The sequence below is a fragment of the Citrobacter sp. Cpo147 genome (genome assembly GCF_030332405.1).
GTDB classification, from domain to species: Bacteria; Pseudomonadota; Gammaproteobacteria; order Enterobacterales; family Enterobacteriaceae; genus Citrobacter; species Citrobacter portucalensis.
Genome location: NZ_JAOWHX010000029.1, coordinates 92,863 through 108,446 on the forward strand (window position 1 = coordinate 92,863; position 15,584 = coordinate 108,446).

At 52.3% G+C, this 15,584-nt stretch carries 11 protein-coding genes and 2 tRNA genes; 10 read left to right on the forward strand and 3 right to left on the reverse strand.

Translation table 11 applies throughout. From position 1 onward, the window contains the following. The first annotated feature begins 94 nt into the window (after positions 1-94). From ftsH to glmM, 3 genes are all read left to right on the forward strand, one after another. Positions 95-2,029: an ATP-dependent zinc metalloprotease FtsH gene (gene ftsH, locus OGY06_RS01455; RefSeq protein ID WP_003025013.1), complete on the forward strand. Its 1,935-nt coding sequence runs from the start codon at positions 95-97 to the stop codon at positions 2,027-2,029. A gap of 98 nt (positions 2,030-2,127) precedes the next feature. Next, positions 2,128-2,976, forward strand: a complete 849-nt coding sequence (folP, locus tag OGY06_RS01460) for a dihydropteroate synthase (protein WP_063941610.1) — start codon at positions 2,128-2,130, stop codon at positions 2,974-2,976. Continuing rightward, positions 2,969-4,306, forward strand: coding sequence for a phosphoglucosamine mutase (gene glmM / locus OGY06_RS01465; RefSeq protein ID WP_008785919.1), 1,338 nt, complete (start codon positions 2,969-2,971; stop codon positions 4,304-4,306). Before folP ends, glmM begins: the two co-directional genes overlap by 8 nt. A 44-nt stretch (positions 4,307-4,350) precedes the next feature. Here the strand turns inward: glmM and dcuC are convergent, their stop codons facing one another. Then, complete coding sequence (gene dcuC, locus OGY06_RS01470; RefSeq protein ID WP_149335563.1) at positions 4,351-5,817, reverse strand: C4-dicarboxylate transporter DcuC; 1,467 nt, start codon at positions 5,815-5,817, stop codon at positions 4,351-4,353. Positions 5,818-5,827: 10 nt separating this feature from the next. After that, the gene (gene iadA, locus OGY06_RS01475) at positions 5,828-6,961 is read right to left on the reverse strand and encodes a beta-aspartyl-peptidase (protein ID WP_063941608.1); all 1,134 of its coding nucleotides are present in this window, start codon (positions 6,959-6,961) and stop codon (positions 5,828-5,830) included. Positions 6,962-7,109: 148 nt separating this feature from the next. On the opposite strand from iadA, the gene OGY06_RS01480 reads away from it, so the two are divergent. The 3 genes from OGY06_RS01480 (at position 7,110) to OGY06_RS01490 (ending at position 8,599) form a co-directional block, all read left to right on the forward strand. Then, positions 7,110-8,003 (forward strand): LysR family transcriptional regulator, encoded by an 894-nt coding sequence (locus OGY06_RS01480; RefSeq protein ID WP_008785916.1) that lies wholly within the window; start codon positions 7,110-7,112, stop codon positions 8,001-8,003. A 167-nt stretch (positions 8,004-8,170) separates the two neighbouring features. Beyond that, positions 8,171-8,503: a preprotein translocase subunit SecG gene (secG, locus tag OGY06_RS01485; RefSeq protein ID WP_003025000.1), complete on the forward strand. Its 333-nt coding sequence runs from the start codon at positions 8,171-8,173 to the stop codon at positions 8,501-8,503. A 9-nt stretch (positions 8,504-8,512) separates the two neighbouring features. Then, a tRNA-Leu gene (locus OGY06_RS01490) sits at positions 8,513-8,599 on the forward strand. Positions 8,600-8,795: 196 nt separating this feature from the next. Here the strand turns inward: OGY06_RS01490 and argG are convergent. Then, entirely contained in the window at positions 8,796-10,139 is a 1,344-nt protein-coding gene (gene argG, locus OGY06_RS01495; RefSeq protein ID WP_003828714.1) for an argininosuccinate synthase, read from the reverse strand. A 334-nt stretch (positions 10,140-10,473) separates the two neighbouring features. Between argG and OGY06_RS01500 the strand changes: the two genes are divergently transcribed. The 4 genes from OGY06_RS01500 to infB all read left to right on the forward strand — a co-directional run bounded on the left by OGY06_RS01500 (position 10,474) and on the right by infB (position 15,441). After that, a tRNA-Met gene (locus OGY06_RS01500) sits at positions 10,474-10,550 on the forward strand. 207 nt (positions 10,551-10,757) lie between these two features. Beyond that, positions 10,758-11,210, forward strand: a complete 453-nt coding sequence (gene rimP / locus OGY06_RS01505; protein WP_003024996.1) for a ribosome maturation factor RimP — start codon at positions 10,758-10,760, stop codon at positions 11,208-11,210. A 28-nt stretch (positions 11,211-11,238) separates the two neighbouring features. Then, on the forward strand, positions 11,239-12,726 hold the full coding sequence (gene nusA / locus OGY06_RS01510; RefSeq protein WP_003024992.1) for a transcription termination factor NusA: 1,488 nt from the start codon (positions 11,239-11,241) through the stop codon (positions 12,724-12,726). 24 nt (positions 12,727-12,750) lie between these two features. Continuing rightward, on the forward strand, positions 12,751-15,441 hold the full coding sequence (infB, locus tag OGY06_RS01515) for a translation initiation factor IF-2 (RefSeq protein ID WP_003828710.1): 2,691 nt from the start codon (positions 12,751-12,753) through the stop codon (positions 15,439-15,441). The last annotated feature ends 143 nt before the right edge of the window (positions 15,442-15,584 follow it).

Below are 15,584 nucleotides of genomic sequence, written 5' to 3' on the forward strand. Positions count from 1 at the left end.
AGATTTCAAACGAAAGTTTGAAAGAAACTGGATATAGAGTATCCTGACGCTGTTTTTAACACAGTTGTAATATGAGGTTAATCCCTTGAGTGACATGGCGAAAAACCTAATTCTCTGGCTGGTCATTGCCGTTGTGCTGATGTCAGTATTCCAGAGCTTTGGGCCCAGCGAGTCTAATGGCCGTAAGGTTGATTACTCTACCTTCCTGCAAGAGGTCAATCAGGACCAGGTTCGTGAAGCGAAGATCAACGGACGTGAGATTAACGTTACCAAGAAAGATAGTAACCGTTACACGACCTACATCCCGGTTAACGATCCGAAGCTGCTTGATAACCTGCTGACCAAAAACGTCAAGGTTGTTGGCGAACCACCTGAAGAGCCGAGCCTGCTGGCTTCTATCTTCATTTCCTGGTTCCCAATGCTGCTGCTGATTGGTGTCTGGATCTTCTTCATGCGTCAGATGCAGGGCGGTGGTGGCAAAGGTGCCATGTCGTTCGGCAAGAGCAAAGCGCGCATGCTGACGGAAGATCAGATCAAAACGACTTTTGCTGACGTTGCGGGTTGTGACGAAGCAAAAGAAGAAGTCGCTGAGCTGGTTGAGTATCTGCGCGAACCGAGCCGTTTCCAGAAACTGGGCGGTAAAATCCCGAAAGGCGTCCTGATGGTTGGTCCTCCGGGTACGGGTAAAACCCTGCTGGCGAAAGCTATCGCAGGTGAAGCGAAGGTTCCATTCTTCACAATTTCCGGTTCTGATTTCGTGGAAATGTTCGTGGGTGTCGGTGCATCTCGTGTGCGTGACATGTTCGAACAAGCCAAGAAAGCGGCACCGTGCATCATCTTCATCGATGAAATCGACGCCGTAGGTCGCCAGCGTGGCGCAGGTCTGGGCGGTGGTCACGATGAACGTGAACAGACGCTGAACCAGATGCTGGTTGAGATGGACGGCTTCGAAGGTAACGAAGGTATTATCGTTATCGCAGCAACTAACCGTCCAGACGTTCTTGACCCTGCGCTGCTGCGTCCAGGCCGTTTCGACCGTCAGGTTGTGGTTGGTCTGCCAGATGTTCGCGGTCGTGAACAGATCCTGAAAGTGCATATGCGTCGCGTACCGCTGTCTCCGGATATCGATGCGGCAATCATTGCACGTGGCACGCCTGGCTTCTCCGGTGCGGACCTCGCGAACCTGGTGAACGAAGCGGCGCTGTTTGCTGCTCGTGGCAACAAGCGCGTAGTGTCGATGGTTGAGTTCGAAAAAGCGAAAGACAAAATCATGATGGGTGCGGAACGTCGCTCCATGGTGATGACGGAAGCGCAGAAAGAATCTACCGCGTATCACGAAGCTGGCCACGCGATTATCGGTCGCCTGGTACCGGAACACGATCCGGTGCACAAAGTAACGATTATCCCGCGCGGTCGTGCGCTGGGTGTGACCTTCTTCCTGCCTGAAGGCGACGCAATCAGCGCCAGCCGTCAGAAACTGGAAAGTCAGATCTCCACACTGTACGGTGGCCGTCTGGCGGAAGAGATCATCTACGGTGCTGAACATGTTTCTACCGGTGCGTCGAACGACATTAAAGTCGCGACTAACCTGGCGCGTAACATGGTTACTCAGTGGGGCTTCTCCGATAAACTCGGTCCGTTGCTGTACGCTGAAGAAGAAGGCGAAGTGTTCCTGGGACGTTCTGTAGCGAAAGCGAAACACATGTCCGATGAAACCGCTCGCATTATCGATCAGGAAGTTAAACTGCTGATTGAGCGTAACTATGACCGTGCACGTCGTTTGCTGAACGAAAACATGGACATTCTGCACTCGATGAAAGATGCGCTCATGAAATATGAGACCATCGATGCGCCGCAGATTGACGATCTGATGGCTCGCCGCGATGTGCGTCCGCCAGCGGGTTGGGAAGAACCGGGTTCTTCTAATAACAACTCTGGCAGCACCGGCAAGCCGAGTGCACCGCGTCCGGTTGATGAACCGCGTGCGCCGGACTCTGGCACTATGTCAGAGCAACTGGGCGACAAATAAGTTATCGTTGATGATGACCGTGTTTTAATTGAAAACCCTGGGGCTTGCTCCGGGGTTTTTCTTATCTGCATATTCAAGATTTTACCAGGGATAAAACTATGAAACTCTTTGCTCAGGGTTCTTCACTGGATCTCAGCCATCCGCACGTCATGGGGATTTTGAACGTCACGCCAGATTCTTTTTCCGATGGCGGAGCGCACAACTCTCTGGTTGAGGCGGTAAAACACGCAAACCTGATGATTAACGCCGGGGCGACTATCATTGATGTGGGCGGTGAGTCCACGCGTCCGGGCGCGGCTGATGTGAGTGTGGAAGAAGAGTTGCAGCGAGTGATCCCAGTGGTCGAGGCGATTGCTCAGCGTTTTGAAGTGTGGATTTCGGTCGATACCTCAAAACCCGAAGTGATTCGCGAATGCGCCAGAGTTGGCGCGCATATCATCAACGATATTCGCTCACTCTCGGAGCCTGGAGCGCTGGAAGCCGCAGCGGAGACCGGATTGCCGGTTTGCCTGATGCATATGCAGGGGCAGCCGAAAACCATGCAGGAAGCGCCAAAGTATGAGGATGTTTTTGCTGAGGTAAACCGTTACTTTGTTGAGCAAATAGCACGTTGCGAGCGGGCTGGAATCGCAAAAGATAAATTGTTGCTCGACCCCGGATTCGGATTCGGTAAAAATCTCACTCACAACTACACATTACTGGCACGTTTGTCTGAGTTTCATCATTTTAATCTGCCATTGCTGGTTGGGATGTCACGAAAATCAATGGTTGGCCAGTTACTGAATGTGGGGCCATCTGAACGCCTGAGCGGTAGCCTTGCGTGCGCGGTGATTGCCGCAATGCAGGGGGCGCAGATCGTTCGTGTCCATGACGTCAAAGAAACCGTAGAAGCGATGCGTGTGGTGGAAGCCACATTGTCTGCAAAGGAAAAAAAACGCTATGAGTAATCGTAAATATTTTGGCACTGATGGGATCCGCGGTCGCGTAGGTGATGCCCCAATTACTCCTGACTTTGTGCTCAAGCTGGGCTGGGCTGCAGGGAAAGTGCTTGCTCGTCATGGTTCACGTAAAATTATTATCGGTAAAGATACGCGTATTTCCGGCTATATGCTGGAGTCTGCGCTGGAAGCGGGCCTGGCTGCCGCCGGACTCTCAGCCTCATTCACAGGGCCAATGCCAACACCCGCCGTTGCGTATCTGACGCGCGCCTTCCGTGCTGAGGCCGGGATTGTTATCTCCGCTTCGCACAACCCGTACTATGACAACGGGATTAAATTCTTCTCTACCGACGGGACTAAACTGCCGGATGCAGTGGAAGAAGCCATTGAAGCCGAGATGGAAAAAGCGATCACCTGCGTGGATTCCGCTGAACTGGGTAAAGCCACACGTATCGTTGATGCTGCCGGTCGCTATATCGAGTTTTGCAAAGGCACCTTCCCGAACGAATTGAGCCTGAATGAGCTTAAAATTGTGGTGGATTGCGCTAACGGTGCGACGTACCACATTGCGCCAAATGTACTGCGTGAACTGGGTGCAAACGTGATTGCCATTGGCTGTGAGCCAAACGGTGTGAATATCAATGAAGAAGTCGGTGCCACCGACGTCCGTGCCCTGCAGGCGCGCGTGATTGCGGAAAAAGCCGATCTGGGTATTGCGCTGGATGGCGATGGCGACCGCGTCATTATGGTTGACCACGAAGGCAATAAGGTCGATGGCGATCAGATCATGTACATCATCGCCCGTGAAGCCCTGCGTCAGGGTCAGCTGCGCGGTGGCGCGGTAGGTACGCTGATGAGCAACATGGGCCTCGAGCTGGCGCTGAAACAGCTGGGTATTCCGTTTGCCCGTGCAAAAGTTGGCGACCGTTATGTGCTGGAAAAAATGCAGGAAAAAGGCTGGCGTATCGGTGCCGAAAACTCTGGTCATGTAATCCTGCTGGACAAAACCACCACTGGTGATGGCATCGTGGCGGGCCTGCAGGTGCTGGCGGCGATGGTGCGCAACCATATGAGCTTGCACGACCTGTGCAGCGGCATGAAAATGTTCCCACAGCTGCTGGTTAACGTACGATACACAGCAGGTAGCGGCGATCCGCTGGAACATGAAAACGTGAAAGCGGTGATGGCGGAAGTGGAAGCGGCGCTGGGTAACCGTGGACGCGTCCTGCTGCGTAAGTCTGGTACCGAACCGCTAATTCGTGTGATGGTTGAAGGTGAAGACGAAGCGCAGGTGACTGAATTCGCCCACCGTATTGCCGATGCTGTGAAAGCGGCGTAATTCCGAAGAAAGTGAAAGCCGGAGTCTGAGACTCCGGCTTTTTTTTACTGTACGGCAAGCGGCTGTTTACGTCGGCGCTGCCAGAAGTAACCACCGACCATCAGTAGCACAAGGGCTGCCAGCCACGGCAGAACCGCCAGCAGATGCCCAGACCGGGCAAAGGTTAACGCAATCATCAGTAGCCAACCGCCCAGCATCGGAATCGCGGTACGCTTAACAATATCCACAGGCGAGACACCTGCAATCCCTGCGATAGCAATGATTACGCCGGCGATGGGCGATAACGTACGACCAATACCCGCAGAGATCTGGATAGGCAACATCATGACAGCGATATCGCTGCCGATATGACGGCTGATGTCCGGCACCATGGGTGCGAAGGAGAAAAATGCCGCATTCCCGGAGCCCATCAGCGCTGAAATTGCGAAGGTGATCAGGGTCATCAGCAGGATAATAGAGGCGGCGCTGAGGCCAAATTCACCGGAAAGCGACAACAGTGCGTCAACGGCACCAATGGCTTTCAGTCCGGCGGAAAAGACTTCACCGGCGATAATCAGTGTCACGACGGTGGCAAAAACGCTGCCCATGCTGTCGAAAACCTTTTGTACGCCAGCCATCACCTCGCGCGCCTTGCGATGACGGCAGTACTCACAAACCAGCGTAATAGCGAGGCTTATCAGTACGGCGGTATCCAGGGTGATCTTGAGTGAGCTGAATACTAAATCGCTGCACACCAGCATCAATACCAGCGGCAGCATGGGCAGAAACAGCCAGGCGATAGGTGCGTCGGCTTCATCAGTCGCCGTTAATGTCTGCATTTGCTGAGTTGCATTGTCGCCACTTTCCCGACGGTCAAAAAAGCGTTGCACAACAATATGCAGTAGGGCGATGAAAAGAATGACGGGTACAACGATCGGCAACTGATCCTGCACGAAATAGTTCACGACCTCGATGCCTGCAGTTTTGGCGGCGAGAACAGAGTTGCCGGAACCGGGGCCAAACTCAACCGCACAGGTACTGGCGATAACGGCGGCAACCGCGGCGCGGCTACAGCCAAGACGGGTAAGCAATGGGTAAAGCGTCGCCATCAACAGCAGACCCAATCCGGTGGCGCTGCTGATAAACAGCGACAGGAATTGACCCAGTAGCAGTGCCAGCCCCAGCAGCAGATAAGGCGAGTTCAGGCGTTGCAAAGGACGAGATGTCACCCGAACCAGTACCTGGCTTGCGCCAATGGCCGACATATAGGTGGCAAAACCACCAATCAGCATAATTTGCAGACCGAGGCCGCCGAGACGCACGCTCAGGGTATCGCGAATAAACTCAAAGGCGTCAAAGGGGCCAAATCCAGTGCTCTTTTTCACCAGGCCACTGAGTGAGGTCATTCCGCTAAAATGCGCGATAAGCAACAGCACAATCCCGGTCAATAACAGTACCGACTGGGGGTGATATTTTTTGAGGATTAGACGTCCGGCAAAAATGATGGCGATTAGCGCCAGTAGTAACGACATTCTTGCCCCCTTACTCGAAGTTGCCGGTAACCAGGCACTCGCCATCCCGCAGCAACGGTTTACCCGCGGCGAACAGGTGGGCCAGCGAGAGGTCATCATTGAGTACACAGATATCAGCACGTTCTCCGGCGCAGAGCACGCCCCCGGAAATACCCAGCGAGCGCGCAACGTTTGCCGTCAGCATCGCGATGGCCTGTGGCACCGGAATCCCGACATCAATCAGGCGAGGAAGCAGGTTAAGATTGCCTGCGACCGGTGCTGCGCTTAAACCTTCAACGATACCCTGAGCGTTAAAGCGTGGAACGCTGCCATTGCCGTCAGAACTGATCGTGATGCGCTCCGCCGGAACCTGTGCTTCGAGTGCGTGGAGAATCGCTTGCTCCTGAGGCATAAAACGACTGCCACCTGACGTAACATCGATATGGCCGCCGCGATGGGCAAAAGCAATTGCCTGTTCGAACAAGGGCTCAGTTCTCGCAACATGCGTCGGTGAAATATGGTGAATCGGAATACCCGCATCACACAGCTCAATAAGTTGCGACATCCCTTCCGGCAGATTCCCCAGGTGCACATGCAGCAAGCCTTTTTTCCCTGCCAGCAGGGAAGCGACGCGAATATCGCTCACTATCCTCAGCAACTCCTGGAAAGAGGGGTAAGAGCCACGGTGATCGGCGAGGGCGATTTTTACACCAAGAATTGCCGGAATGAAGGCCATATCATCGCGGATGGATCGCGTAATAGTTGGGCTGGGAACGGCGTAGGCTCCCGTGTGCATAAACGCGCGTAATCCCTCAAGGTTGAGAGACTGCATTTTAGCGTAGAGGTCTTTGGGTGAACGAGAAATGGCATCGGTGCCTAACACGCCAACCACCGTGGTAATACCTGCCTGAATCAGATCGCGCAGCTTGACGGCGGGCGTCCGACTGGCAAATCCGGCTTCACCACCGCCACCGGTAAGATGAACATGCTGATCGATGATACCAGGGATAACCCATTTACCCCGACAATCGATGACCTCGTTGATGCCATCAAACAATGAAATATCTTTTTCTACCGCCACAATTCGGTCGGCATGAATGAGCAGGGAGCAGAGGCCTAAATCCTCAGGAGAAAAAACACGGGCATTGGTCAATAAAGTAAACATAGCGGTCCTGTCAAACGTCGAGGGTGAGAGTCGGCAGGTGAAACGAAATATTGTTGTTATGATGCCCACCATAAAGCCATTACTATAACTATGACTATTACCGATTTGTTATTGGAGGATGCGGTTATGGCATGGCGGAGAGCACAACGTGGATTGTAAGTGGCTGGAAGATTTTCTGGCCTTGAGCCAGCATGGAAACTACTCTCAGGCCGCGGCGCAGCGGCATATTACTCAACCTGCGTTGAGTCGGCGTATAAAGGCGCTGGAAGAGGTGCTGGGCGTACCTTTGTTTGACCGGACAACGACCCCCGTCACGCTGACGCGCTATGGTGAACGCTTTGAGCCTTATGCCCGGCATGTCCTCAGCACGTTAACAGAGGCACGTCATGAGCTGTCGGCGATGACGCCAGCAACGGATAACACGCTGGTGATGGTCAGCCTGCATACGCTGTCGGTGAATATCCTGCCGGATATGATCAACTACCTGCGACAGAGTGAGCCGCAGTTAAACTTTACGGTAAACGCCAGTATCCAGGGGATAGACAACCACTTCAATGCCCTGATGAACCGGCAAATTGATTTGCTGGTGACCTACGATTTACCGTCTGCCCAGCCGGGGCTGGAGATCGCTGGAGGGTTAAAACGTTCCCTATGGCGGTATGAGCGATTTATACCGGTTATTTCAGCCCAGTTGGCTGATGCGCTTAATGATCCGCATGCTCCGATTCCGTGGCTATGCTACAGCGACTACACCTTTGTCAGACGTATTATTGAGTCGGCAGAACAACGCGTCCGCCCACGGCTAAAAAAAGTATTTGAGAGTGGTTTAAGCGAAACGATACGAGAAATGGTACTGCGCCATATGGGAATGGCCTGGTTACCTGAATCGATGGTGGCGGAAGAGTTGGTGAATCAGCAAATTATTCACTGCTGGCCAGAAAATACAGACCTGATTTGTGAAATCCCCGTTGTGGTATGGGCGAATCTTGAAGATCAACGTGCCGTTATGCAGAGATGCTGGGAGAAGTTGCTGCGTTTTTGATTGATATGGCGATTTTTTCCGCAGTTGATACAATGCTAACAAATTGCCCTTGCGAAGGTTATTCGCTTTGGTTAGTATTCACACCCGCTTCAGTGGGAAACAGTAAATATTCCCGCTTTAATGGTCGAAGCATTGTACGCGGCAACTCCGCAAGGAACAGGTTGATTATGCACGAAGCTCTTTTAGTAGTTTTCCTTATTGTGGCAATTGGCCTGGTAGGCTTGATCATGCTGCAGCAAGGCAAAGGCGCTGATATGGGAGCCTCTTTTGGCGCAGGCGCTTCTGGTACTCTGTTTGGTTCAAGTGGTTCTGGTAACTTCATGACCCGTATGACAGCTGTATTGGGAACCTTGTTCTTCATCATCAGTCTGGTGCTGGGTAACATGAACAGCAATAAGACCAATAAAGGAAGTGAGTGGGAAAATCTGAGCGCACCGGCGAAAACCGAGCAAACTCAGCCAGCTGCTCCGGCTCAGCCGACCAGCGATATCCCACGCTAAGTATTCTGTACCGAGGTGGTGGAATTGGTAGACACGCTACCTTGAGGTGGTAGTGCCCTAACGGGCTTGTGGGTTCGAGTCCCATCCTCGGTACCAAATTCCAAAAAAAAGACGCTGCAAAGCGTCTTTTTTTTCGTCTGTTATTTATGGCTGTCTGTAGGTCGGATAAGCGTAGCATCATCAGGCGTTGTAATAATGTCGGATGGCGGCGTAAACGCCTTATCCGACCTACAGACATCCTATATTCCGCGCATAAAAAAGGCCGCTTGCGCGGCCTTAAGATAGTGAATCTTTACTTCGCCTTATTTTCCAGATTCTCAACCTGCGGCAGGCCGGTTGCGGAAGAGGCGGTCAGCAAGCCAGATTGTGCATAACCAAACAGCTTCTCGCGGGTATCGGTGATATCCAGATTACGCATGGTCAACTGACCGATACGGTCGTCCGGAGAGAATACGGAGTCGCCTTTTTCCATCGTCAGACGTTCTGGTTTGTACGTCAGATTGTCAGACACGGTGTTGAGGATTGAGTAGTCATTACCACGACGCAGTTCCAGCGTGACTTCGCCGGTAATCTGGCTGGCAACCCAACGCTGCAGACCGTCACGCAGCATCAGCGCCTGAGAGTCGAACCAGCGTCCCTGATACAGCAGACGACCAAGCTGGCGACCATGTGCGTGATACTGCTCGATGGTATCTTCGTTGTGAATACCGGTCAGCAGACGCTCGTAGGCGATATGCAGCAATGCCATCCCCGGGGCTTCGTAGATGCCACGGCTCTTTGCTTCAATGATACGGTTTTCAATCTGATCGCTCATACCCAAACCGTGACGGCCGCCAATACGGTTGGCTTCCAGCATCATTTCAACATCGTCGCTAAAGGTTTTACCATTCAGCGCAACCGGATGACCCTGTTCAAAACGAACGGTAACTTCTTCCGCAGGAATTTTGACGTTTTCGTCCCAGAATTTGACGCCCATGATCGGGTTAACAATCTTGACGCTGGAGTTCAGGAACTCAAGGTCTTTAGCTTCGTGGGTCGCACCGAGCATGTTGGAGTCAGTGGAGTAGGCTTTCTCAACGGACATTTTGTAGTCGAAACCACAGGCAATCATAAATTCGGACATCTCATGGCGACCGCCGAGTTCATCGATAAAATCGGTATCCAGCCATGGTTTGTAAATCTGCAGTTCGGCGTTGGTCAGCAGACCGTAACGATAGAAACGTTCAATATCGTTACCTTTATAGGTGCTACCGTCGCCCCAGATGTTTACACCATCTTCTTTCATTGCGGCAACCAGCATGGTGCCGGTCACGGCACGGCCCAGCGGGGTGGTATTGAAGTAGGTCAGTCCGCCAGTGGTGTTGTGGAATGCACCGCACTGAATGGCAGCGATCCCTTCGGCAACCAGCTGCTTACGGCAATCTACCAGGCGAGCATTCTCAGCACCATATTCCATTGCACGGCGAGGAATGGCGTCATAGTCATCCTCATCCGGCTGACCCAAATTCGCAGTATATGCATATGGGACAGCCCCTTTTTGTCGCATCCACAGCAGTGCTGCACTGGTGTCCAGGCCGCCGGAAAAAGCGATACCAATACGTTGACCTACCGGGAGATGCTTGAGAATCGTCGTCATAAAATAAAACCCTGCTTGATAGACTGGTGAAGAGGTCGGCTTATTATACTAATTGCATTTTTATGCAAAATAAATGAGTTTTCATTTAATCATCTTTTCTGGATGACAGGAAGAGTTTAGTGATAATTTCGTTAAATAACGGCGTGGGCGGCATATTTATCTTGCTGGGTTAGCGCTGGGCAGCATTCATTGATTTGCATAGTCGTAACAAGGTTGACATAACGCATAGTGAATCAATATACTGTGCGCAGATTTTACGTCCCGTCCTCGGTACCAAATCCCAGCAGTATTTGCATTTTTTACCCAAAACGAGTAAAATTTGCCACGTTTCAGGCGCGGGGTGGAGCAGCCTGGTAGCTCGTCGGGCTCATAACCCGAAGGTCGTCGGTTCAAATCCGGCCCCCGCAACCACTTTCCCTTAGAGTTCTTTTTCAAATATACTGTGAAGACTTAGGCCTTCGTAGCTGGATTTGAAAAAAATTCTTTCGGAAGGTTCTCCGAACCGCAGGTGCGGTTATAGGGTTCAGTTATCTAAAGCCCCGATTTATCGGGGTTTTTTGTTATCTGACTACAGAATAACTGGGCTTTAGGCCCTTTTTTTATGTCTTGGGGGTGGGCTTGTCCACATTAGAGCAAAAATTAACAGAGATGATTACAGCGCCAGTTGAAGCCCTGGGCTACGAACTGGTCGGCATCGAATTTATTCGTGGTCGCACATCCACACTGCGCATCTATATTGATAGTGAAGATGGCATCAATGTTGATGATTGTGCTGATGTGAGCCATCAGGTAAGCGCCGTGATGGATGTCGAAGACCCAATCACCGTTGCCTATAACCTTGAAGTCTCCTCTCCGGGTCTCGACCGTCCTCTGTTCACAGCTGAACACTACGTGCGGTTCCTGGGTGAAGAAGTCACGCTGGTTCTTCGTATGGCGGTACAAAACCGTCGTAAATGGCAGGGCGTTATCAAAGCGGTGGACGGTGAGATGATCACGGTCACAGTCGAAGGCAAAGATGAAGTGTTCGCGCTGAGTAATATCCAGAAGGCGAACCTGGTTCCCCACTTTTAACAGTCTGGATTGAGGTGAAAAGCCCGCGATGAACAAAGAAATTTTGGCTGTTGTTGAAGCCGTATCCAACGAAAAAGCGCTGCCACGCGAGAAAATTTTTGAAGCGCTGGAAAGTGCGCTGGCTACAGCAACAAAGAAAAAATATGAGCAAGAGATCGACGTTCGCGTAGAAATCGATCGTAAAAGCGGTGATTTCGATACCTTCCGTCGTTGGGTAATCGTAGAAGAAGTTACTCAGCCGACCAAAGAAATTACGCTGGAAGCGGCACGCTTCGAAGACGAAAGTCTGAACGTGGGCGAATATGTTGAAGATCAGATTGAATCTGTCACCTTTGACCGTATCACTACCCAGACCGCGAAGCAGGTTATCGTACAGAAAGTACGTGAAGCTGAACGCGCAATGGTTGTTGATCAGTTCCGCGAACACGAAGGCGAAATCGTCACCGGTGTGGTGAAGAAAGTAAACCGCGACAACATTTCTCTGGATCTGGGCAGTAATGCTGAAGCTGTGATCCTGCGTGAAGACATGCTGCCGCGTGAAAACTTCCGCCCTGGTGACCGTATTCGTGGCGTTCTGTACTCAGTTCGCCCGGAAGCGCGCGGTGCACAGCTGTTCGTAACCCGTTCCAAGCCGGAAATGCTGATTGAGCTGTTCCGCATTGAAGTGCCGGAAATCGGCGAAGAAGTTATCGAAATTAAAGCGGCTGCTCGCGATCCGGGATCGCGTGCGAAAATCGCCGTTAAGACCAACGACAAGCGTATTGATCCGGTCGGCGCCTGTGTTGGTATGCGCGGTGCGCGCGTTCAGGCGGTTTCTACCGAACTGGGCGGCGAGCGTATCGATATCGTCCTGTGGGATGATAACCCGGCGCAGTTCGTGATTAACGCAATGGCGCCAGCAGACGTCGCTTCTATCGTGGTGGATGAAGACAAACACACCATGGATATCGCGGTTGAAGCCGGTAACCTGGCTCAGGCGATTGGACGTAATGGTCAGAACGTCCGCCTGGCTTCACAACTGAGCGGTTGGGAACTCAACGTGATGACCGTTGATGACCTGCAAGCGAAGCATCAGGCTGAAGCACATGCAGCCATCGATACCTTCACCAAATATCTCGATATCGATGAAGATTTCGCGACCGTTCTGGTGGAAGAAGGTTTTGCGACGCTGGAAGAACTGGCCTACGTGCCAATGAAAGAACTGCTGGAAATTGACGGCCTGGATGAACAGACCGTTGAAGCGCTGCGCGAGCGTGCTAAAAACGCACTGACCACTCTGGCACTGGCCCAGGAAGAAAGCCTCGGTGATAACAAACCGGCTGACGATCTGCTGAATCTGGAAGGATTGGATCGTGAGATGGCCTTCAAACTGGCGGCCCGTGGTGTTTGTACGCTGGAAGATCTCGCTGAACAGGGCATTGATGATCTGGCTGATATCGAAGGGTTGACCGACGAAAAAGCCGGTGAGCTGATTATGGCTGCCCGTAATATTTGCTGGTTCGGCGACGAAGCGTAATAAACTGTAGCAGGAAGGAACAGTATGACAGATGTAACCGTAAAAACGCTGGCTGCAGAGATACAGACTTCCGTAGATCGCCTGGTACAGCAATTTGCTGATGCCGGTATTCCGAAGTCTGCTGACGACTCTGTGTCCGCACAAGAGAAACAAACCTTACTGGCGCATTTGAACCGTGAAAACGGCTCAGCGCCGGATAAGTTGACATTGCAGCGTAAAACGCGCAGTACTCTCAATATTCCAGGTACCGGTGGAAAAAGCAAATCGGTACAAATCGAAGTCCGCAAGACACGCACCTTTGTGAAACGCGATCCGCAAGAGGCTGAACGCCTTGCCGCGGAAGAGCAGGCGCAGCGTGAAGCGGAAGAGCAAGCCCGTCGTGAGGCAGAAGAAGCTGCCAAACGCGAGGCGCAACAAAAAGCCGAACGTGAGGCCGCAGAACAAGCTAAGCGTGAAGCCGCTGATAAAGCGAAACGTGAAGCTGCGGAAAAAGACAAAGTGAGCAATCAACAGACCGACGATATGACTAAAACCGCCCAGGCCGAAAAAGCCCGCCGTGAAAATGAAGCCGCAGAACTGAAGCGTAAAGCGGAAGAAGAAGCACGTCGCAAGCTTGAAGAAGAAGCGCGCCGCGTAGCGGAAGAAGCTCGCCGTATGGCGGAAGAAAACGAGAAAAATGGTGTGAATAACGCTGAACCTGTCGAAGACACCAGTGATTATCACGTCACCACCTCTCAGCATGCTCGCCAGGCTGAAGACGAGAACGATCGTGAAGTTGAAGGCGGTCGTGGTCGTACTCGCAGCACTAAAGCAGCGCGTCCGGCGAAAAAAGGTAACAAACACGCTGAATCTAAAGCTGACCGTGAAGAAGCACGTGCAGCGGTTCGCGGCGGTAAAGGCGGTAAGCAGCGTAAAGGTTCCGCTCTGCAGCAGGGCTTCCAGAAGCCAGCTCAGGCCGTTAACCGTGACGTTGTGATCGGCGAAACCATCACCGTTGGCGATCTGGCGAACAAGATGGCGGTCAAAGGCTCTCAGGTCATCAAAGCGATGATGAAACTGGGCGCAATGGCGACCATCAACCAGGTCATCGACCAGGAAACCGCACAGCTGGTTGCCGAAGAGATGGGCCACAAAGTTATCCTGCGTCGTGAAAACGAGCTGGAAGAAGCAGTAATGAGCGACCGTGACACCGGCGCTGCGGCTGAACCGCGCGCACCGGTAGTGACCATCATGGGTCACGTTGACCACGGTAAAACGTCTCTGCTGGACTACATTCGTTCAACGAAAGTGGCCTCTGGCGAAGCGGGCGGCATTACTCAGCACATCGGTGCGTACCACGTTGAAACTGACAACGGTATGATCACCTTCCTGGACACCCCGGGTCACGCCGCGTTTACCTCCATGCGTGCTCGTGGTGCTCAGGCAACGGATATCGTTGTTCTGGTTGTTGCAGCAGACGACGGCGTGATGCCGCAGACTATCGAAGCTATCCAGCACGCGAAAGCGGCAGGTGTGCCGGTAGTTGTTGCAGTCAACAAAATCGATAAACCGGAAGCGGATCCAGATCGCGTTAAAAACGAACTGTCCCAGTACGGCATCATGCCGGAAGAGTGGGGCGGCGAGAGCCAGTTCGTTCACGTTTCTGCGAAAGCGGGTACCGGTATCGACGAACTGCTGGATGCTATCCTGCTGCAGGCCGAAGTTCTGGAACTGAAAGCTGTGCGTAAAGGTATGGCGAGCGGTGCAGTTATCGAATCCTTCCTGGATAAAGGTCGTGGCCCGGTTGCTACCGTCCTGGTTCGCGAAGGTACCCTGAACAAGGGCGATATCGTTCTGTGTGGTTTCGAATACGGCCGCGTTCGTGCGATGCGTAACGAACTGGGTCAGGAAGTACTGGAAGCAGGTCCGTCCATTCCGGTGGAAATCCTCGGTCTGTCCGGTGTTCCGGCTGCGGGTGACGAAGTTACTGTTGTTCGTGACGAGAAGAAAGCGCGTGAAGTTGCACTGTACCGTCAGGGCAAATTCCGTGAAGTTAAACTGGCTCGTCAGCAGAAATCTAAACTTGAGAACATGTTCGCCAACATGACCGAAGGCGAAGTTCACGAAGTGAACATCGTGCTGAAGGCTGACGTACAGGGTTCTGTAGAAGCGATTTCCGACTCTTTACTGAAACTGTCTACCGACGAAGTAAAAGTGAAGATCATCGGTTCTGGCGTAGGTGGTATCACCGAAACCGACGCGACCCTGGCTGCGGCATCCAACGCGATTCTGGTTGGCTTCAACGTACGTGCTGATGCCTCTGCACGTAAAGTTATCGAATCAGAAAGCCTGGATCTGCGTTACTACTCCGTCATCTATCATCTGATCGACGAAGTGAAAGCTGCGATGAGCGGCATGCTGTCTCCGGAGCTGAAACAGCAGATCATTGGTCTGGCTGAAGTTCGTGATGTGTTCAAATCACCGAAATTCGGCGCTATCGCAGGCTGTATGGTTACCGAAGGCACGATTAAACGTCACAACCCAATCCGCGTACTGCGCGACAACGTGGTTATCTATGAAGGCGAGCTGGAATCCCTGCGCCGCTTCAAAGATGACGTTAACGAAGTCCGTAACGGTATGGAATGTGGTATCGGCGTTAAGAACTACAACGATGTTCGCGTTGGCGATATGATCGAAGTGTTCGAGATCATCGAGATCAAACGTACAATTGCTTAAGGTTGTTCGGGTGTAGGCCGGATAAGGCGTTTACGCCGACATCCGGCAATGTAATGCCTGATGGCTCTACGCTTATCAGGCCTACAGCCTAATCACCGAATTATTTTCAAAAGGGGCTGAATGCCCCTTTTTTGTCTGGAGAA